This is a genomic window from Bacteroidetes Order II. bacterium, assembly GCA_016788705.1.
Taxonomy (GTDB): Bacteria; Bacteroidota; Rhodothermia; order Rhodothermales; family UBA2364; genus UBA2364.
Window position 1 is genome coordinate 1 of record JAEUSQ010000015.1, and the last position, 21593, is coordinate 21593.

Annotated in this window: 19 protein-coding genes; 12 read left to right on the forward strand and 7 right to left on the reverse strand. The window is 46.6% G+C overall.

All coding sequences use genetic code 11. The annotated features are described in order from the left end of the window. The coding region (locus tag JNN12_02750) for a hypothetical protein (GenBank protein ID MBL7977233.1) at positions 1–747 on the reverse strand (747 nt) is incomplete at its 3' end. Positions 748–792: 45 nt separating this feature from the next. Further along, positions 793–1695, reverse strand: a complete 903-nt coding sequence (locus tag JNN12_02755; GenBank protein ID MBL7977234.1) for a hypothetical protein — start codon at positions 1693–1695, stop codon at positions 793–795. Between the two features lie 606 nt (positions 1696–2301). Here JNN12_02755 and JNN12_02760 point away from each other — a divergent pair. Both JNN12_02760 and JNN12_02765 read left to right on the forward strand, forming a co-directional pair. Then, positions 2302–3111 (forward strand): hypothetical protein, encoded by an 810-nt coding sequence (locus JNN12_02760; protein MBL7977235.1) that lies wholly within the window; start codon positions 2302–2304, stop codon positions 3109–3111. A 203-nt stretch (positions 3112–3314) separates the two neighbouring features. After that, complete coding sequence (locus tag JNN12_02765) at positions 3315–4115, forward strand: sulfite exporter TauE/SafE family protein (protein MBL7977236.1); 801 nt, start codon at positions 3315–3317, stop codon at positions 4113–4115. Between the two features lie 26 nt (positions 4116–4141). On the opposite strand, the gene JNN12_02770 is transcribed toward JNN12_02765, so the two are convergent. The 3 genes from JNN12_02770 to JNN12_02780 all read right to left on the reverse strand — a co-directional run bounded on the left by JNN12_02770 (position 4142) and on the right by JNN12_02780 (position 8425). Then, positions 4142–5860, reverse strand: coding sequence for a dynamin family protein (locus tag JNN12_02770; protein ID MBL7977237.1), 1719 nt, complete (start codon positions 5858–5860; stop codon positions 4142–4144). A 168-nt stretch (positions 5861–6028) separates the two neighbouring features. Next, positions 6029–6478, reverse strand: a complete 450-nt coding sequence (locus JNN12_02775) for a hypothetical protein (protein ID MBL7977238.1) — start codon at positions 6476–6478, stop codon at positions 6029–6031. A gap of 27 nt (positions 6479–6505) precedes the next feature. Then, positions 6506–8425, reverse strand: coding sequence for a caspase family protein (locus tag JNN12_02780; GenBank protein MBL7977239.1), 1920 nt, complete (start codon positions 8423–8425; stop codon positions 6506–6508). A gap of 186 nt (positions 8426–8611) precedes the next feature. Between JNN12_02780 and JNN12_02785 the strand changes: the two genes are divergently transcribed. The 7 genes from JNN12_02785 (at position 8612) to JNN12_02815 (ending at position 14501) form a co-directional block, all read left to right on the forward strand. Further along, positions 8612–10468 (forward strand): tetratricopeptide repeat protein, encoded by a 1857-nt coding sequence (locus JNN12_02785; protein MBL7977240.1) that lies wholly within the window; start codon positions 8612–8614, stop codon positions 10466–10468. Position 10469: 1 nt separating this feature from the next. After that, entirely contained in the window at positions 10470–10910 is a 441-nt protein-coding gene (locus JNN12_02790; protein MBL7977241.1) for a hypothetical protein, read from the forward strand. After that, positions 10907–12175, forward strand: a complete 1269-nt coding sequence (locus tag JNN12_02795) for an asparagine synthetase B (protein ID MBL7977242.1) — start codon at positions 10907–10909, stop codon at positions 12173–12175. The genes JNN12_02790 and JNN12_02795 overlap by 4 nt, the downstream gene beginning before the upstream one ends. 57 nt (positions 12176–12232) lie before the next feature. Beyond that, the gene (gene ung / locus JNN12_02800) at positions 12233–12913 is read left to right on the forward strand and encodes a uracil-DNA glycosylase (GenBank protein MBL7977243.1); all 681 of its coding nucleotides are present in this window, start codon (positions 12233–12235) and stop codon (positions 12911–12913) included. 149 nt (positions 12914–13062) lie between these two features. Continuing rightward, positions 13063–13281 (forward strand): hypothetical protein, encoded by a 219-nt coding sequence (locus JNN12_02805; GenBank protein MBL7977244.1) that lies wholly within the window; start codon positions 13063–13065, stop codon positions 13279–13281. A gap of 28 nt (positions 13282–13309) precedes the next feature. Continuing rightward, positions 13310–13693: a hypothetical protein gene (locus JNN12_02810; protein MBL7977245.1), complete on the forward strand. Its 384-nt coding sequence runs from the start codon at positions 13310–13312 to the stop codon at positions 13691–13693. Further along, positions 13620–14501 carry a T9SS type A sorting domain-containing protein gene (locus tag JNN12_02815; protein MBL7977246.1) on the forward strand — a complete coding sequence of 294 codons (882 nt, stop codon included), beginning with the start codon at positions 13620–13622 and terminating at the stop codon, positions 14499–14501. Before JNN12_02810 ends, JNN12_02815 begins: the two co-directional genes overlap by 74 nt. A 356-nt stretch (positions 14502–14857) precedes the next feature. Here the strand turns inward: JNN12_02815 and JNN12_02820 are convergent, their stop codons facing one another. Then, positions 14858–16006, reverse strand: coding sequence for a citrate synthase (locus tag JNN12_02820; GenBank protein MBL7977247.1), 1149 nt, complete (start codon positions 16004–16006; stop codon positions 14858–14860). Between the two features lie 717 nt (positions 16007–16723). Beyond that, positions 16724–16894, reverse strand: a complete 171-nt coding sequence (locus JNN12_02825; GenBank protein ID MBL7977248.1) for a hypothetical protein — start codon at positions 16892–16894, stop codon at positions 16724–16726. Between the two features lie 981 nt (positions 16895–17875). On the opposite strand from JNN12_02825, the gene JNN12_02830 reads away from it, so the two are divergent. From JNN12_02830 to JNN12_02840, 3 genes are read left to right on the forward strand one after another with little or no spacing between them, the layout of a single operon-like run. Further along, positions 17876–19231 carry an Rne/Rng family ribonuclease gene (locus JNN12_02830; GenBank protein ID MBL7977249.1) on the forward strand — a complete coding sequence of 452 codons (1356 nt, stop codon included), beginning with the start codon at positions 17876–17878 and terminating at the stop codon, positions 19229–19231. Positions 19232–19259: 28 nt separating this feature from the next. Further along, complete coding sequence (locus JNN12_02835; protein MBL7977250.1) at positions 19260–19937, forward strand: metal-dependent hydrolase; 678 nt, start codon at positions 19260–19262, stop codon at positions 19935–19937. A gap of 19 nt (positions 19938–19956) precedes the next feature. After that, positions 19957–21480, forward strand: coding sequence for a polysaccharide biosynthesis C-terminal domain-containing protein (locus tag JNN12_02840; protein ID MBL7977251.1), 1524 nt, complete (start codon positions 19957–19959; stop codon positions 21478–21480). Positions 21481–21593: the final 113 nt, after the last annotated feature.

Sequence of the window (21593 nt, forward strand, 5' to 3'; positions counted from 1 at the left end):
ACTGTATTTTTTGGCCGCATTGCCCGCAATCGTAACTTCTTCCAACGTTGCATTAGACCAGCCCGTCTTCCAAGTATCCACAGGGACATTGGTGTAGGCATCGCTAAAGAGCGAGATCACATCGCCAGCGGCACGGGTTGGTGTTGGAGCGGCGGCTGTTGGGCCAGTTGGTGGCGGCGTTGCGCTCGCACTAAAGGTAATGTTGTCAAAATAGATAATGTTATCTTGCCCTCTTCCTCCAAGGTTAAAATCTGGAAATACAACAATTTGATCAAATTGGCCTTCCGTTGCTGGTGGGTTTACCCTACCCGAGAAATCGAAGGTTAACTCCTCCCACTCATTAATTTTGGTATTAGGCTTTTTAATCTCGGCTTCGGCCCAACCACTGGTAGCAGTCAATTTAATGCCCACATCACTGATGACCGATTTATATACCATAATCTTGATGGTGGCATTGTTGGCATCAAGCACAAAGCCGCCTAAGTTTGCCGCACCATGTGCTGTTTCGGTACCAGCCCAAGGCTGACCTGCACCCAAGGCCGTAAATTTGGCAACCTTTGAAGACGTATTGATCCCACTCGGATTAGGGTTGTCCACAAATTCGAGAGCGGGATTGGTGGCGTTTTCAAAGACATTCCAAGTCCAAGATGCGCCGAATCCACCCGATTCAAAGTTTATTGGATTTTTTTGCGCAAAGCCTAGTGGAGCTAGGGCAAGCGCAAACAATAAGTATAACAGACGTTTCATTTTGTTATGGTTTTGTTTGTGGATAAAAGAAACTTGATTTATACATCACACCTTTAGCTGTTCGGCACAATCCCAAAGCCCCCAGTATGCGCCAACATCGCCTTCGTCTCCTATTTTCCAAGATTCATCAAAAGAAGAAAAGTAGAAACTATCTATATTTAGGGCTTTGGCCCATTGCTGGAATTGGACAAAGTACCGTTTTGTATTTTCGATAGAAGGATAAGCCGCCTTAAAATTAAGCCCTTGGCTGGGCCAACCAGTCTCGGTAATAATGACTTTCTTGCCACTGGAAACAGAAAGGGCTTGCTGATACATTTGATGAATATGAGAAAGCGAATCTTCTATGGACGTCCCTTCCCAATAAGGATAACAATTACACAAAATCAGGTCACAACTATCTGCAATATTGCGATGTTGTACAAATTGGTAATAGGCATCAACATAACCAACTGGAATATATGGTATCGCACGTTTGACCTGCTCTATTTGAACACATAATGCCTCGGCACTTAATTCGTTTCGGTATAAAACCTCATTTCCAACAGCCGCAATATCCACCAATCCTTCTTCCGCTAATACGATTAGGGCCTCCACTTCTGCCTGATTCTTCTCTGCGTCTTTCCCTATCCATGCCCCAACAAGCGTTTTAAAACCTAATTCTTTTGCTAATTTAGGAATCAATTCATTGCCTTCGGTACAAGAAAATGTCCGAATCCAGCTACAATGGGGTTTAAGTACATTTAGTCGCCGTCTAATTTGGGCTTCAGTTACCACATCTCCTGGTTTCTGACCTTCCTCATAAAGACTAAAGCAGAAACCATGAACCTTTTGTCTTAATATTTCAATAAACTGGTCGCGGAGATCATCGCTGGACACATCTGTATATTGTGCAAACTCTACAGCATCTTGTGCCACATATTGTTGTAAATCGTTAATCCTTATTGACATTTTTAGATTATTATTTTATATGTTATTTAGATTATTATTTATATATTATTTTTGTCATAAATCTAAACACAAGAATGTTATTTTTTATCAGCTTTCTTTTTCTCTTTCCAGAGACCGACTTAAGGGGTACTTAAACGAAGATCATTCGTTGGTTTTCACCATAAAGCCTTATTGGGATGGGTATGGATTTTGCAAATAGCGCTTTTCTTGAGTTTTAATAAAGTAAAGCATTCACGCAGGGAACACCACATGATCCGCCTGCATAACTGCCCGGATTTCACCAGACATAATCCAGACAGCCCCGTCTAAAGACCGAAAAAACCATCTGATCACCTTTCAATTGGCCAAGATCATTGCCCGGTTAATATGGTATTAAAGATACATATGGGTGATCGGGGTAACACCAAACTTGTACGACCTTCTATTTTTCCGCACCAACACCCTACCTTCAGGACTTCAACACCCTACCTTCAGGACTTCAAATTTCATTTCAGTTGGTCGCATTCTTGATTCATTCCTTTCTACTTTTTCTTATATTGCCCACCAGAGGTTGTCTCCTCTCCCTGTTCACACAACCTTTATCCTCCCTAAAATAGAATGCCTATTATGAACGGAACTGCAATGCCGGAAATTCTTACGCGCCGCAAAACTGAACAACAGCGTCGCTCCGACCCCCTCGGAAGGTTAGAACAATTCTATCATGCCGCAAAAAAAGGCGAATGGAGTATTAAAGACTTGCCTTGGGAAAATGCGGATCCAGTCCCCCGTGTTGAAAGCGAACGCTGGCGCATCGTCTGGGCAAGTGTGGTAGCGCAACAACTTCAGGCAGACATCATTGCTGTTGAAGCGGCCTCAAACTTACTTGTGGATGTGACCGAGTTTGAAGCCCGCATGTATTATTCCACGATGGTAAGCGACGAAGCACGGCATTGCGAGGCATGGACCAAACTATCCCATATGCTGGATCCTGTAGAGGCACACAACCCTTACTTGGCTGAAATGGGCGATATTTTCCGAGAAGAAAAAGGACTTGAAAACCGTGTATTGGCCTTTCAGGTTTGCTTTGAAGGAGCCGCCATTTACGCCTTCAAAGAAATATCTGCTGCCGCACAGCAAACTATTTTGGGGGATATGGCCACACGCCTAATTCGGGACGACAGTATCCACCACAATTCGGGCGTGGCATACGCTGCATACTTGCTTTCAAAAGTATCCGAATCTCAGAAAAAAGACCTGCACAAAACCTTGAAGCGCTACGCCCCCCTATATGTCGAAAGCACCCTCTGGAAACCCAAAGCCCGGCAATGGGTGGCACGGTTTACAGCACAGCGCGATCGGGAATTACTCCACCGCAATCAGGTTCTTATCAATAAAGCTGTTTTAGGGCTCGGCTTGGGACCCGTTTTTGACATTTGATTTGTGCCGCATTCAACCCACATGGCCTCCTGTCCTATTTAGGATGGGAGGCTTTTTGGTGGAAGATTAAAGGCCAAACGAGGCGTTGTTCATCTTGGCATCTACATCATTTTCACTTGCAATGAATGGCCACATGTATGTATCTTGTTATCACAAGTAATTACATGATTTTACTTTTTTATTTTACAAGCTGGGGTTAAACAATGGTCCAATATCTTACCGGCGACGTATTGGCTTTACTGATCGGCCTATCTTTAGGACTAATTGGCGGGGGTGGATCAATTCTGACTGTTCCCGTTTTGGTGTATGTCATGGGTATCAATCCGGTCATTTCGACGGCTTATTCGCTGTTTATTGTGGGTAGTACATCATTGGTTGGTGCAGCGGATTATGCCAAAAAAGACTTAATTGACTTTAGAACAGCAGCGGTTTTTGCCCTCCCTTCTTTTTTGGCGGTTTTTCTGGTTCGGAAGTTTGTGGTACCAGCCATTCCTGATGTTTTGTTTAGTATTCAGGGATTTGTACTAACCCGTGAAACTGGGCTAATGGTTCTTTTTGCATTGATTATGCTGGGCGCCGCCGCCTCCATGATTTACAGCCGTACTTCGGTAGAACAGACGGGAACCCTTTCCTTTAATTACCCGATGATCATGTTAGAAGGCCTGATCGTAGGTGCGGTTACGGGCTTGGTGGGCGCTGGTGGCGGTTTTCTGATTATTCCCGCTCTGGTATTATTGGCCAATTTACCCATCAAAAAGGCAGTAGGGACGTCTTTGCTCATTATAGCGGTAAAATCGCTATTTGGTTTTTTAGGAGATGTCATGAACATGCCTACCATTGACTGGCAGCTCCTGCTCAACTTCACCTTATTCGCCACCATCGGTATTTTTACGGGAAGCTATTTGTCTAAATACGTGGCGCCTGCGTCTCTAAAAAAAGGATTTGGTTGGTTTTTGGTGATCATGGCAGGTTATATCCTAACCAAAGAACTCTGGATTAATTAATCTGTTTGTTCATGCGGGATACACGTTCAGAAAGCCTTATCCAAGTCGTCCAAACGCTTCCTGATGTCTTGTTGTCTGGTTGTGTAGAGTGCAAGAGAACGCCCCTCCAGCTCAAGGAGTGCATCAAAATCATCAAAATTTGCATCAATACGGTCTTTAAGTGTATTGATGTATGAATTGAGGCGTTGATGTACCTCTTTTTCTAATTGGGTGCGGCCCTTGGTGACTTCTTCCCGGAACTCGTCCATGATACGCCTCCGCTTAAGCCCTACCGTTACCCCGGCAAAAAGAAGACCCATTGTGGTAAGCAAGCCGCCTGTAATGTCCAGAATGGCTCCTTGTGTTACGGTTGCCAAGATCACCCCAATAATAGCCAATCCACTTCCAGTAGCGATATTGGGGGAGAAGGACGTGTTTTGGTCGCTAAGACCATCGGCACGGAAGTTCTCGGAACGGCTTAAAAACGTGGTAAACGTACTCTGGAGGTCCGCCAGTACCGTACTCCGCCGTTCGGCGATGTCACTAAAAATTTCGTGGTTATTTTTAAGAATAGTTTGGCTATTTTTGATTTTCATATCCACCAAGCGTGCCATTGTCTGAATCTGGTCGGCAATGTCTCCCACCCCTTCTTCTAATTTCCGGCGCATTTCAGATTGAAGGTCTTGTTCAAAGTGGTAGCTCAACTGCTTGATCCATGCCTGGGGCGATGCGCCCGCGTCAAAAATTGAAGAGACCGAACGTTTCAGGAGGGTAAAGAAGGAAAGTCCATCTTCCAATGTATGTTCTACCCGCCGGGTAATGTGGTCGTATCCGGCCAGTAGGTTTTCCGAAAGCACAGCAACCTGCTTAACGGATTTCCGCGATTGGCTCTCCAGCGTTTCTTTTATATCTGCACGAAAGACCACATCGGCTTCGTATTGTTTTACCCGAATGGCCAGTGCCGCTGCAATTTTATCGTTAATGTTTTGTGATGTGCTAATGTTGTTTCGCAGTTTTAGATACGGGGCTTTTCCACCCGTTATGTTTTCGCGGATATAAGCACGGATTTCACCAAACCCACTTTCTTCCACAAGTCCTTCTTGCTCCTGCTTGGCCGAGGCCGCAAAAACTACGGGCTGTGCAATCCCTTTCTTGATGGCATAATCCACCACGCCTTGCTTATTAATCGCCAAGTCGGCCGGATTCATCAAGTCTTTTTGCTGCAACACAAAAATGATTTTCTTTCTCCAATCGGAATGAATGAAATCAAAAAAATCCCACGCCGATTGGCGGTACGGATTTTTTGATTCAAATACAAAGACAATCAGGTCTGAAGCAGGAATGAATCGCTCCGTAATTTCTTGGTGATGCGCCACAATGGTATTGGTCCCCGGCGTATCCACAATGGCAATTTCTTGCAGAATAGGCTCTGGCGTAAAGATTTTTTTAAGGTGCTCATTAACCACTACAACTTCCTCCTGTTCACCGTACAAAATCTGTTGAACGGTGTCGGTACAAGGAGAGGGCGCCACCTTGCAGACATCGCGTTTAGCTTCCAGAAGGGCATTGATAAAACTACTTTTACCGGCTTTCACCTCGCCCACAATCACAAACATAAATGGCTCATGAATCCGGTTTCGGAGGTCACTGACGGTCTGTCGTAAGTCATGATAGCCAATATCAGAGGCCAAATTATGGAGGTCTTTGACAATTTCTTCTATATGGGTGCGGTGCGTCTGAAATTTTTGATCTACAAATAAAGCCATTAGGTTGGGTATTTATAAATGGAACCCAATAATATAAGACCATTTTATGCAAATATCTTGTAGCTCGAATGGCAGATAAATTTCTCGGCCCACTATCTCGCAATGATATAACACAGAAGGCTGCCTCTTTAGAAGAAACAGCCTTGATTGTGACGACGGAAGAACGGATCAAAAGTAGATATCCACGTAGTCCACCACATTATTGCCTTCACAATTTTCCATTTCCTGGAGCCGCCAATATTTCCGGGTTCCTGTAGCTTTAAACGTAAAAACCCCATCTTTCACACAAGGTGTTCCCCCGTTTATATAACTCGTTTTGGTGACAATCTGGCCTTTAAACTTAAACTCCCGCGCATTAACCATCTGAAGGACGGCACCATTGATGGTGACATAATCATCGGTTGTACGGCTGCGGTGTTCACCACGAATCATCAGGGTACCTGCTTCGTTGGTTACTTTTGCCGTTCCAAAGTAGTCGTGGCTTACCCATTGCAAAGACATTTTTCGGTTACCAATCAGTTTCGTTTTATGCGCGGTGCTTCCGATGGTTTTTTGTGCCCAAGCAGCAGTCGGAGTCAATATGCACAACAATAAAAGAACGTACAAGGAACGCTTCATAAATAATTATTTTTATTTGATTAAGGATTAACGTTTTTTGAACAAAACATCATTGGGTCGGATGCTTCCACGATCCACCACCAACTTTTGATATCCCATACTTCGGCTACTCAGGACAATGTCGTCATCGTCTGGACCACTGCTTTTCACATCTCCCCGATAGCGCTCGTAGAGGTATTGGCTTAATTCAAACGAAGAGACATTGCCATCGCCGTCTTCGTCTGCATTGGTTTGTAGCAGGGCATCTGCAAAGAACTTCGCCAAATATCCCCCTGCTTGAAATTTAAAGGCAACCCCAGAGGTCACATCTTCTTCCGACGAAAAAAGCCCCATTCTTCCTGGTTTAGAGATTACATCTTTGGAAAAACCGCCACTAAAACAGGAGTCTAGAATGAGCAAGGTTGTTTTTGCTTTCACTTGGTCTAATAAAAGATTCATTTCATCGTCGAGAATTTCGGCATCATAAAGTTCGATAGACTCATCCCGTTGGTCGGGATCACTGGATTGCCAGTTTTGGCGTGCATAACGTCCACCATGACCCGAATAGAAGAGCACAAACATGTCTTGCGGGCCCACTTTTGAAGCAAGTCGCCGCAATTCGGCCTTGAAGTTAGCAACGGTTGCTTGTGCATCGGTCAGCACCACACCGTTCGTTTGCGGCATATTGGCGCCACGCACCAAGGCATCCTTGGCGGTTCTGGCATCTTGGGCGGTATAACGGAGAGGAGATTGGCGGCCATTATAATCACTAATCCCCACAAAAAGACCATATATAGAAGGCCCAGAAGTAGGGCGGCCAGGTTGAGGATTAAGACGCGGCTGTGGATTAGGACGCCTCGGTTCTTCGCGGCCAACCGGTGGAGTTGCCCCACGAAGCAACTTCATGCTATACGTCCCTACATCCTTTTTAGAATAGGCTGTAGCCGTAATCCGGTAACGACCTGTTCCGGGCAATGTTAGTTCAATGCGACTTTTGCGGTTACTACCTTCCCAGTCGTCATTGGTGATGTCACTTCCATCTGGCAAGATCAGTTCGAGAAAGGGGTCAAACGCAGTAGTGGCCAGTTCTATCACTACGTTTTCGCCTTTTCGTCCTTCAAAAGCATAATAATCACAAAAGGCGCCATCTTCCGAGGTCGCATCACCATGCTCCAATTTTCCTTGTTTACTTTGCCCAATGGCCATGACAATCACATCGCGTTGCTCTTGTTGTGCAGCCCCCGTTCCTTCGTTCGTGGTCCCAATCTTAACAGAATAGGCCCCCGTTTCTCCTTTGCCATAAGCCGTAACGTAGATTTTATAGGTGCCATTTTCCGTTAGATTTAGGTCTAATGCTGCACGGTCTTTGTCTTCGCCCGCATCGTCGTTTTCATGTTGTTTTCCGCTTGGCGTCTTGATAATTAGGTAGGGGTCAAAATCTGTAGAAACCAATGTTACTTTCAGGCTCTGCCCCGGAATGCCTTCCACCTCGTAGGTGTCAAAAAATTCTCCGGTGGTCAGTTTCGTATCTGTGGTAGCGAGCGCCCCCGTGAGCGAGCGGTTCGTGGCGCCCGCCAGTGCGGCACTCCGGTTCGTAACCGTTAAGAGGTATCGCCCTTTTTGATTGGGCCGAGAAGACGTAATACGAACCGTAATCTTGCCGGACTTCTGCGCCGAGAAGATAATCTGGGATTTTGAGTTGCTCCCATCGTGGTCATCATTGTCCTGTTGTTGTCCGCCTTCTGGAAGCACGATCAGGTAGGGGTCAAATTCCCGCGAAAAGAGGTCAAAAACGAGGATCTGACCTCTCGCTGCTTCTATAACATGTTCGTCATAAAATTCCCCAGACTTGAGTTTTTTATCTCCGGTTTGGAGCATTCCCCTAAACTCTTCGGGGTCTTCGTCTTGAGAAAAGGCGGAAGGTACAAGACCTAACCACAAAAAACAGCATAAAAAGATAAAACGCATGGTGGATTTGGTTTGATGTTTGCGAATGAAGGCTTAGATGAGTGGTATCAAAACCAAAATGGTTTGGTTGCTTAAACGAAAAGCAACTGCCAAATCGTTTAATTGGAAACTTTTTAACGTTTTCGACAGTCAGGTTGGAAACTAATGAACTTTTCCGCATTCCCAAAACGAAATCCCCCAGATAAAATGTTAACCCGTCTTCAAATAAAGACCCTCTTTTGGTTTTTCTGGATCATGACACCCGTACAAATGACGGTTGCTCAGGGGAATATCGAAAAATACCAGTTGGCAGACAGTTATTTACGTTCCAACCAGACCGACAAGGCCATTCCTTTACTGGAAGATGTGTTGGCAGCAAACCCAAGGGAGTATGCTTTCTACGACCGCCTACGCGAAGCTTATGCCACCACAAAACGCTACGAGGATGCCCTCCGAATTATTGATCAGCGGTTGGGGTGGGATCCCAGCCCAAACATTATGGCCGATAAAGCCGCAGTTCTGTTTAAACAAGGCAAAGAATTATTGGCCATGGATACATGGGAACAAGCCATTGAACGCGCGCCTAACGACCAAAACACGTACCGAATGGTTTTCTACTCGCTATACAGGGAGCGGTTATTCGACCAAGCAACGGCTTTTTTGGAAAAAGCACGCACAAAGTTTAATGATGCCAAACTCTTTAATATGGAGATGGCGTATGGTTATGGATTTGCCGGAAAATTTGATAAAGCTATTTCGGAATATTTGATTCTGGTCTTGGAAAACCCAGCCATGATTTCTTTTGTCAAGGCCCAATTGGCCCAAATGAACGAACAACAAGGCGCTTTAGCAGCTTTTACCACCGCCGTAGATCGAGCAGTTCGGCAGACCCCCCTCAACAAAACCTATCGGGAACTTGCCGCTTGGTTATATCTCGAAGCCAGCGATTACCAAAAAGCCCTTCAAGCAAATGTAGCCTTAGACCGCTTAGAGAACATGAATGGGGCTAATATCTATAGTTTTGCCCAAACTGCCGCCGATGCCGGATATTTCGACGTGGCCGAAGAGGCCTATAAGTTGATTATAAGCCAATATGCGGCCTCGCCTATGGCACCAAATGCGCAATTGTCCTTGGCCACTATGCTGCGTAAACGTGCCGAGACCTTATTGGAAAAAACCCTTTCTCCGGCGGGATTGCCCACCTCGGCACCCAACTATGAGGCCGCCAAACAAGCCTATCAACAATTTGCGGATGCCTATCCTACTCATCCACTTACGCCGCAAATGCTCTATGAACTGGCCGAGCTATACCAAAATGTATTTTTTGACCTGACCAATGCAGAGGCCACCCACCGCCGGATAGAAAAACAATTCTTTGGGACAGAATATTACTGGAAGTCCCAGTATGAACTTGGGCAGTTGGCGGTACTCCAAAACAACTTAGAACAAGCCAATACCTATTACAATAAAGTGCATGTCTCGCTCCGTACAGGCGAATTGGCAGAAAAGGCTCAGTTTCAAAAAGCACTCATGGCGTTTTATCAAGGTCACTTCGAGATGGCTAAATCCATCACCGAGGTCATCAACCAAAACACCACTACCGATGTCACCAACGACGCGATAGAACTCAAGGTCATTATCCGCGAAAATACCGAGCAAGATACCGTTTTGGTTCCAATGAATTTGTTTGCCAAAGCCCGCTTGTTCGAGCGACAACGCAAATTTGGGGATGCTTTGGACAAGTTAGATTCGTTGATTACCCATTTTAAAGACCACACCCTTATAGACGAAGCCCGTTTTTCTCGCGCAGGCGTGCTACGTGCTTTAGGGCGATTCCCCGAAGCCATCGAGGCTTATAAAGCCGTACAGAAAGACTACCCAAAAAGTTATTTGGCAGACCGTGCACTCTTTGACATTGCAGAAATTTTGGCACAAAACGATCCCGATAAACGCAAAGCCATAGACCAATACGCCGAAGTACTCATAAAATACCCCGGCTCCCTCCTTGCCCCTGAAGTTCGTTCACGCATCCGAAAGTTGCGGGGCGATAAAATATCCTCATAACATGTACACCCGCGATACCGTCCTCCGCCTTATAGAACAATATGCCCGCATCGTTGCGCAGGCATTGGGCTTGGCACGGGAAAACAAACGCACCGAAGCCGAACAAGTCCTCAATGAAGCCCTACACGACCTTACGGGGCTTCCCGCGTCGGTTTTATGGACAACCCCCTCCGAAAAATTAGTCCGATGGCTTGCTGAAGACCAATTTTTTGATGCCGACCGATTCGAAACCTTGGGCGATGTGTATGTGGCCCGCGCCGAAGTGGCCGACACCGGAACAGAGTTTGAAATTTCGCTAATGTGCTATCGAACGGCGGGCATCATGTATCAGGCAGCCCAAAAGATAAATCCTAAAATATTCTCGCTACCGCTACAACGGAAGATCCAATTTGTGTCTGAATGTATCGCGGCATTTTCCACCCAAGACCTCGACCAACCATGAAAAAACGGCGCTTATCCATTCTTTTGGTGCTTTTGCTTGGCTCCGCTATACCAAGCCGCACGCAAAGTATCCTCATTCCGATGGACGAGGTGCAAACCGACCACCTAAAAGCCTATGGCCTGATTTATTGGACATTGGCGCAAGGCATGGATGTGGACTGGCTCCTGAATTATCGGGGTGGCTCGTTTTTAGCGGCCTATAATACGGCGGTGGAAAAGGAGCTACTCATCCGTGGCATTCTGTTTGAACGAGTGAGTGATGGAACTGCGCAATCCATTCTTAATGAGGTGCAAAGTCCATCCAACAACATGGATGTCGTAAAACTCGAAAAACAGCCCCGAATTGCGGTGTATGCACCCAAACAGGTTTTACCGTGGGACGACGCCGTTTTGATGGCCTTGACTTATGCCGAAGTGCCCTACACCCAAATTTATGACAAGGAAATCATCTCCGGTGAGCTACAAAATTACGATTGGCTACACCTGCACCACGAGGACTTTACCGGACAATATGGCAAGTTTTACGCCCAATACCGCAATGCCCCTTGGTACATCGAACAACAACGCACAGCCGAAACAGAAGCACGAAACTTAGGATTTCGGAAAGTCAGCCAATTAAAACTCGCCGTTGCACAAACCATCCGACAATATGTGGTGAACGGCGGTTTTATGTTTGCCATGTGTTCCGGCTCCGACACCTTCGACATTGCCTTGGCCGCGCATAAAACCGACATCGCCGCCTCGGTGTTTGACGGAGATGCCATTTCTCCCAATGCCCAAAATGAATTGGATTTTGACGCGACAATGGCCTTTCAGAGCTTTCAGGTAAGCATGAACCCGATGGAGTATGAACATTCCGACATAGACGTAATGCCTCCTCCACATCTTCAAGACCCCTCTACCGACTTCTTCACGCTTTTTGAGTTTAGTGCCAAGTGGGACCCCGTACCTACGATGTTGACCCAAAACCATGTGGCCACACTACGCGGATTTATGGGCCAGGCCACCCAATACCGTAAAGAAAAAATCAAGCCAACCGTCACAATTCTGGGAGAATCACCGGGCCGTGAAACGGTTCGTTATTTGTATGGCCCAGTCGGAAAAGGATTCTTTGCGTTCTACGGCGGCCATGATCCCGAAGACTATCGGCACTACGTAGGAGACCCGCCCACCGATTTAGCACTACACAAAAGTTCTCCGGGCTATCGGCTTATCTTGAACAATGTGCTATTCCCTGCTGCCAAGAAAAAACCACATAAAACCTGATTTTCATGGCTTTAACACGCAGTTTATCTCCAAAACCGTACCTTGCCCAAAAACAAAATGGCAGACGTAAAAATAGAACCCAGTTGGAAAGCGGTTCTGACACCGGAATTTGAAAAGCCCTATTTCCAACAAATCCGCAAGACCCTCTATGAAGCGAAAGCCGCCGGAAAAACCCTGTATCCACCCGGCTCGCTGATGTTCAATGCCTTCAACAAAGTTCCATTCGAAGAGGTGAAAGTGGTGATTTTGGGGCAAGATCCCTATCACCAGCCCGGTCAGGCAATGGGTCTCTCTTTCTCTGTTCCAAAAGGCATCCGCACACCACCTTCCTTGGTCAATATCTACAAAGAACTGCTCCGAGACCTGCCCTGTTTTACGGTTCCGCCACACGGCGATCTTTCGGAATGGGCCGTTCAAGGTGTTTTTTTACTCAATGCCATGCTCTCGGTAGAAAAAGGCGCTGCAGGTTCTCATGCAAAAATTGGATGGCAGGACTTTACCGATGCCGTAATACATACCCTTTCCAACCGCCGAAACGGATTGGTTTTTATGCTTTGGGGGAATTTTGCCAAACAGAAAAAAAGTCTCGTTGATCCAACCAAACACCTGATTTTGGAAGCCGCACACCCCTCCCCACTTGCTGGCAATGCCTTTAGCGGATGTGCCCACTTTTCTAAGGCCAACCATTATTTACAGTCTATCGGAAAAACAGCAATAGACTGGCAAATCACTCCTTGATATGTCCTTAAAACGAAACCTCCGAGACCCGTAAAACGCCTCTTTATTACGTGAAACCACGTCGTATCACCCCACACCTTAATTATGGCCAACCTTCCTCAATCCTATAACGGCCGCTACTTGCGATCGCTCGAAAATAGCGACAATCTGTGATCTGGGGCCAACTGATTGCCACCTGTACCGAAGAGGGGTATTTAGACATACGATACCATCATCTTTCCACCGATGGCACACTCAAAACAGGCATTTGCCACTCGGTTCCAGATATATTGCCCGATGGCCGCTTTTGTCTAAAAGAATCATGGCAATGGACTTCTGGCAACTATCGCACCGGAAAATCTACCATCGTAGAGGTCTCAATTCAATAACGGCAGCCTTACGGCAAATGACGGTACGGTGGTATTCAAAGGTAATGGCACGAATGCACAAAACGGTATCAACGGCACCGGTACAACTGCCTTCCGAAATCTGACGATTGATAAAACCGCTAATGGCGTACAACTTAGTCAGAACATTAGCGTTAGTGGCAACCTCACACTCATTACGGGCGGATTAGACCTTGCGGCAGGGAATGTGGACTTTGGCACTACGGGCAGCCTACAATCCGAGACTGAGACCAATCGCATATCAGGTACGGGCGGCTATCTGCGCCGCGTAGCAACGCTGAACGCTCCTAATAAGTGTGAATGCGGGCAATCTGGGCGCAATGATTACTTCTACCCACAATCTTGGCAGCACCGAAATACGCCGCTCGCACGACATCACTACTGTAACAGGTAGTAGTATAGCACGTAAATACTTCATCACGCCTACGAATAACAGCAGTTTAGATGCTATCTTGCGTTTCTATTATTTTGATGCTGAACTCAATGGCAACGATGAACATTTGATGGTGCTGTGGCGGAGTAACGACAACGGCGCAACGTGGACACCTCAATCCGGCAATACACAGGACATTACCGCCAATTGGATACAACAAACAGGCATCCCTACCTTTTCCACTTGGACAGCCGCCAGTGCTACTGCACTCCCCATCTTACTCATTTCTGCGACGGCTACCATTAAAACCCAAACGGCTACCTTGTATTGGACAACCGCCCAAGAAATCAATAGCGACCGCTTTGTTATTGAACGACAAACGACACAAGACTCGAAGCAAGTAGGCGAAATCAAAGGACAAGACAACATCACCGAGCAACACGACTACGCGTTTACTATACCTAATTTGGCTTATGGACAACACCTTTTCCGTATTGCCCAACAAAACCGCAACGGCTTAGTGAGCTATACCAACCCCTTTTCAGTTTTTGTGGAACTTACCGATGCTTTAGCCCTCTCGGAAGTGTACCCCAATCCTTTTAACCCCAGTACCAACTTCACCTTGGCCGTTGGGCAAACACAAAACGTACAAATCCGTGTCTTCGACTTGCTGGGCCGTCAGGTAGCATTGCTTCATCAAGGTCGTTTAGACGGGCAAACCACCCACACGTTTTCCTTCCATGCCGAAGGCTTGGCATCGGGTAAATACGTGGCACGCATACAAGGCGAGTATTTTATTGCCCATAAGCACTTGGTCTTATTGAAGTAACCGGCCTAATACTCATTACATAGCCAAAATCAAACCGTTAAAAAAAGGCTTGCCTTGTGCGAATAGACATTTTTGTACTGTTCACTCAAGAACTGTTTTTACCATACAAAACGGATCGCAGGGAGGGCAAATTTATTGTAATGGTTATAGAGGGCATCCATCTTTACCCTTTGGCACCTGCTTATTCCCGCTTTTCTTAACCACATCACCTGCATCATACAACTTCCTACCTTTGGCGTAGCACAATATATGCAAATAACCGCTTGGTGTTATGGGATAGGCTATCTGCACTTACAACAAAAAAACCCCATCAACCACAAGATTAACGGGGTACAAGATCATAAAAGCCAAGAATCTCAGCCCCGATCGGAGATAGGGGTAAATTTCAGGTCTGTGACACCGGTATAAACCGACTTCGGACGCATAAGCGCATTATCCGCATATTGCTCCATGATGCTGGCGGTCCACCCAGTAATCCGCGACATGGCAAAAATGGGCGTAAACAAATCAATTTCGATGCCCATCAGGTAATAAAGCGGCGCAGAATAGAAGTCCACATTGGCATTTAAGCCCTTCGCATCTTTGACCAATTGCTGCATTTTGGTTTCCATTTCGTACCATTTCATTTCGCCTTTTTCTTCAGAAACCTTAATCAGCATCTCGCGCAGGGAGACCGCCCGGGGGTCTAACGTTTTATACACCCGATGGCCAAAACCCATAATTTTTTCCTTTTTGGCAAATTTCTCGGCCACAAATTCTTCTACCGTAAGACCGCGTGCCTCAATGTCTTTTAACATGCGCATCACGGCAATATTGGCCCCACCATGCAACGGACCTTTTAAAGCCCCAATAGCAGAAACAACCGAGGAATGCATGTCAGAAAGCGTCGAAGCGGCAGCACGTCCAGTAAACGTCGAGGCATTCGAGCCGTGATCGGCTTGAAGCACCAAGCAAGTATCTAAAGTATGTTCGGTAGCCGCGCCCGGTACTTCGCCATTGATCATATAAAGAAACTCGGCAGCAATTGAGCCTTCTTTTCGCGGCTTGATTACCGGAAGTCCTTTGCGTACCCGATCAAATGCGGCCAGCACGGTGGGCATTTGCGCCGTCAAACGAATAGACTTGCGGTAATTTGCCTCCGGAGACATGTCTTCTGCTTCGGGATCAAAATTTCCTAAGAGAGAAACCGCCGTTCGTAGGGCCGCCATCGGTTCGATGTTTTTAGGCAATTTGGCCAATGTGTCCACAATGGCGTCATCCACTTCACGATTAGCCCGCAGTTCAGCATTTAAGGCGTCCAATTCAGCTTGATTGGGTAAATGACCTTTCCAAAGCAGGTGGGCCACCTCTTCAAAACTGGCCTTTCCTGCCAACTCATGAATATTATACCCCCGATAAACGAGAATTCCCGCTTCTCCGTCAATAAACGAGAGGGCAGATTCGAGTGCATATACACCGGCAAGACCTCTTGCTACGACCGGCTTTTCGGTTGCTGTGTCTGGCATAAATGTTTCTTTTTTTGGTTTAGTAGTGCACGGTATAGGGCAGGGGCACTTGGCGCGGATGCCGAAATTTACGGGACTCTCTGACGGGATATACCAAAATCGAATGAAAGAGTATCCGTTTTTTGGTTTTCAGAACAACCGTACCATTCGACAAGTCTGGTGAAGGGGTTCATTTAATTTATGAAGACAAAAGGGAAGTATCGCGACCTTTTGGCGAAAGAAGCGTGCGTTTTACTTGTACTGATCATGAATTTTAACATTCCAACGTCCTTCAAAAAGACAAAGGCCACTTTTTCACTGTCCGTAAAGCACCTAAGAGCCTTACTAAATAAACTTAGACCCTTATTCTTGAAAGCACCCGATTTGTTTTCGTAACTTCTTAGATAGTAAAGTCAAAATGTAATCGCTGTTGGAAAGCGCTTTTTTTATTTAAAAGCTTTCTGGTTCAGAGATACACCGTAAATGAAACGGTTCTGTTTTGCATCGCCGCTAAGGTAAATCCATCACAGCAAGTAAAACCACCTCCACCTGATTTGGGAGTTTGTTTTACTGTTCATCTGCAAAATAGTACCTTAAGAGAGCCTTTTTTACGGTGCATCACGCTTATAATCGCGATGCCTTTTTGTTTTATGGTGGACGCTCCAGCTCCTGTCCTGTACAGATGAATTGCGGATGCGTCGTTTTGCTCGACGAGAGCCCACGATTTTTACGTTTTAATCACGCCGCAACCGAACCATTTGCACTTGTGTGCAGCCCAGTAGTGCCGAGACACACCGTTCCAACAGCCCCTTCCCATCCCTCTGCAGGGCTTCTTGGACATGGATTAAACTGCGATTGACCACCCATCGCGCCTCCACTTGTGTCTGCCTTCAAGGTTCGGTGCGTCATACAGTTTTTATGTCAAAAGAAATAGTAATCAATTCTCAGAAGGAGCAGACGCAAATCGCCCTTCTGGAAGATGGGGAATTAGTAGAACTCTACATCGAAACTTCCGACAATGCCCGCACGTTGGGTAATATTTATCTTGGCCGGATCCGCAAAATAATGCCCAATATTCAGGCATGTTTTGTAGATATTGGACAAAAACAAGATGCTTTCCTGCATTTTTCGGATATTTCGGACACCACGCCGGAACTGTTGCGCTATCTGGGCGAAACAGTTGAAATGCCGTCTTCTGCCATTGAAGTAAAGGAAGAATCTTTGGCAAGATCCATCAGCGATCGGTATGATTTGGGGGATGAGGACGAGTCCCCGTCCGAAGAAGAGGAATTGGAATATGAACCGGTACTTAGGAGCGACCGTCCAGACGAAGCCCAGCGCAAAAATCGGAGAAAGAAACGGCCCGCCTCCGAGCATAACCAACGAGAGCGCACAAATGGCAATACCTCCGAGACCAGTGGCCCAGCCAAACCCGATACCGGTGGGGCAACAAAAGAAGCCCCTAAAACCGTTTCCCCAAGCCCCGAAACGGAACCACACCCCAGTCGTAACCGAGGCCGCGAGCGCTCTCAGAAAAACCCACATCCTCGCCCCCAAAATGAGCGTTCTGCCCCCCCCTCAGCCGAAGCCACCCCTCTTCAGACAACACCCGACACCACAAACGATCCAGCGAACCCTGTCGAAATACCCGCTAAGGAGCATCGGAATCGGCGGCAGGGCGGCCACCAGCAGCACCGCTCTGAACAACACCCCCCCACTGCCCGCAAGCATAGTAACCCATTAACTGTCTCCGAAAAATCCAATGAAGGGCCAGGAACCGAGGGCGAGGAAAATTCGGCAGACGCCTCGGAAAATCCGGAAATCAGCAAACCCCGCTCGCGCAGACGAGGCGGACAACGGCGGCGCCCTTCCTCCGACGACGCATTAGACATGCCTTCCGTTGCGGGCGAATCTACCGACATAGGACCAGACCGACCCGTTGCGCTGGCCGCTGTCGCAGAAAGTGCCCCAATTCAGACGCTAAAACCTGCTATTTCAGTACACCCTGCCAAGTATTTAAGAGAAGGCCAACGGATATTGGTGAAGATCAGCAAAGAACCCATTTCCAGCAAAGGCAGTAGGGTCACGACCGATGTATCGCTTGCCGGAAGGTTCTTGGTCTTGGTTCCAATGGCCAATTATGTAGCGGTTTCAAAAAAAATTGCGTCCCAAAAAGAACGCAAACGCCTCCGAGTGCTGGCTTCAAGCCTATTGCCACAAGGTTTTGGCCTCATTGTCCGAACCGTTGCCCAAGACCGTGATGCAAAATCGCTTTATACAGATCTCAAGTTATTAATAGACAAGTGGAAACGCATCGAAGAAAACATTCAGAAGAAAGGCAACCCTCCGGCAGTCGTCTATCAGGACGTAAGCATGGCTTCGTCTGTGATACGGGATTTATTTACGGAAGACTTCGACCGAATTTTGATTGACGATGCGCGTGCGCACAAAAACATCAAAAGCTATGTTCAGGCAATAGCGCCCCAAATGGCCTCTGCCGTCCAACTTTATACGGATACGCCTCCCATTTTTAAGTCAACCAAAATTGAAAAACAAATAGAAGAGGCCTATTCCAGCCGGGTGGATATGCCATCCGGCGGCTATTTGTTTATTGAGCATACCGAGGCCATGCATGTGGTGGACGTAAACTCCGGACGTGCCGGCCATGGCCTTACACAAGAAGAGAACTCGCTGAATGTAAACCTTGAAGCCGTCCGATACATTGCCAAACACCTCCGGTTGCGTGATTTGGGAGGCATTATTGCTGTAGATTTTATTGATCTACGGCTGGATAGTCATCGCCGAAAGGTTTTACAGGCACTAAGACGGGAATTTAGAAAAGACCGTGCAGTTACAAAAGTCCTTCCGATGAGTGATTTTGGCTTAGTAGAAATCACCCGCCAACGGCTACGTCCCAGCTATACCACTTCCATTGCTCGACAGCCATCACCCAACCGCGTCCTGATCAATCCAAGTGTGGAAACCATTCTGAAACGCATAGAAGCATGGTTAGAAATTTATAAAACCCAAACAGGCAAAACATCTGTCACGCTTCAGGTACATCCCTTTCTCATGTCGTATCTTAAGCATTTGCGCGATGGGCTTGTCCCACGTACCATGCGGTGGCGTTTTGGGATGAAAGTACGGGTGCATTTGGTGGCCAATGAAATCATTGATCCAGTCCACTTCCGCTTCGTGGATAGCGATTCCGGCGAGGACCTGACCGAGCAATTCCGCTTTTTATAAATAACCAACCTCCTGACTCGGAGCCTTTATGGCAGATTACAGAGGGCATATCAATGGTGCAGCCCTTGGTGCGATCGCTTATACTGGCATCGTAACCTATGGTGTATCAGTTTCTGGGGTCGCGGATTCGTTGTCTGCACCGGATTGGTTGGGGTATGCACTGGTAACTTCCGGAATTGGGATGTTGTTTGGCCTTTGGCCCGATGTGGACATCAATTCTCATGCACAAAAAATCTTCTACCGCCTATTTTTAGGGATAGATTTGGTATTGATTGTTCTTCGAAACTTTGAAGCAGCGGCGTATCTGGGTCTTTTTGCGATTCTCCCCGCTTTGGGAAAGCATCGAGGCTGGACACATACCCATTGGGCCATGTTTCTTGTACCGCTACCGTTTTTGGTTCTACCATACATCACCAATTTCCACTTGCTTTATCGTCCTATGGTCGGTTGGTTATTTTATGGCGCAGCCGTAACCGGATATGCCAGTCATTTGTGGATGGATGGACTTTTGTTCTCCCGAAACAAAAAACGGTCTAAAAAAAGCCTAGATCACGGACCTCTCAACGTGCGCCAACAATTCACCGAAGACGTGTCGCACGATCCCCGGAAAGCCGGCAAACGTTTGGGAAGTTTAATCTGGGAAGTGATGGGGCTTTCTGCACGAGCAGCCCTTTACTTCTTTTTTAGACCATTTCTCCGAAAGTAATCCTTCACCATTGCCCTCCATGAGCCGCATTCAAAAACTCCTAAAAGACACTGCTGTCTATGGCATTTCTTCCATTCTTGGACGTGCATTAAACGTACTTATTGTCCCGTTTTATGCCCATTACCTCCCCGTGAATGATAACGGGGTAATTGGGGTGGTTTTTGCCGCCTTTGTGTTTCTTAATATTCTTTACACCTACGGATTAGAATCTGCCTACTTTAAGTTTACATCAGGAAAAGAAGGCCGTACCAAAGCAAATAAAATCTTTAGCACGGCCACATTGATGCTTCTGATAAGTAGTATCACTTTTTCACTCACCATGTCTGCCTTCCCTGCCGTTACCAGCAACCTCATCACCCTTAATCCGGAATGGCAGCAACTGGTCTTTTACATGGCGGCCATCGTCCTGCTGGATACCATGGCCGCAATACCTTTAGCAGAATTGCGGCTTTCCAACCGTCCTTACCGCTTTGCTGCCGTAAAACTGTCTAACATCACACTCAATCTGGTATTAAATGTAATTTTTATTGCCTTCTTCCAATGGGGAATTGCAGGGGTCTTTTTGGCAAATGTTTTGGCTTCTGGATTTCAGGTATTGGTTCTTCTGCCCGTTTATTTCGAGCGTTTCCGGTTCATGTACGATGGCCAAACCGCAAAATCTTTGCTAAAGTATGGTCTTCCGCTCCTACCAAATGGCCTTGCTTTTGCTGCAACCGAAACGCTAAGCCGGTTTTTCCTCAACATGATGGGAAAGGAGCAGATTTTAAGGCTATATGGCCATGTGATTCCTGCTGCCGAACAAGCTAAATTGCTTACCCCTGAAGACTATGGTGATTATGTAACAGGTATTTTTAACAATATCTATAAGATTGGCGTCTTCATGATGTTGTTTACCCAGATGTTTCGTTTTGCTTGGCAACCATTTTATTTTAACCACGCCGAAGATCCAGATGCAAAGCCCCTTTTTGCAAGGGTTTTTTTGCTTTTTACTGCAATTGGACTTACGGCTTGGTTATGTATCACCTTTTTTTCCCGCGAAATTGTGGCATTCCCTTTGCCGGGAGGCCGTACCCTACTACCCTCTCAGTATTGGTTTGCTCTCCCGATTGTCCCGATTGTACTGGGTGCTTATTTTCTCCAGGGTTGGGAAAGTATTTTCTCTGCGGGGATTTACATCCAAAAGCAAACTTCACGGCTCATTCCTATCACCTTGCTCGGCGCATTAGTCACTTTTTTGCTCAACTTCTTATTCGTCCCCCATTATGGCTTGCTTGCTGCGGCATGGGGGGCCTTGGGGGCTTATTTTGTCATGTCGCTGGGAGTCTATTTTTCGGCCCAGAAAATTTATCCAATCCACCATAACTGGATGCAAATAGGGATTTTATTGGTCGGTGCATTGGGTATTTTTGCCCTATGGCAGTTATTCCCCGCACTCCAACATTGGTATTTCGAACTGCTACTTATGGGCGGATATATTGCCTTGATGTTTGGGACCGGCATTTTGTCTTATGACTTCATACAAACCACCTTACGCAAACGCTAAGGCGGACGAGGGTATGAGACAACATTGGAAAAGGCAAGACATAAAAAAAGCGCACCTTATAAAGGCTCGCGTTATCAAACAATCAGGTACTGCTCCGTTGTATTTCCTTTTAC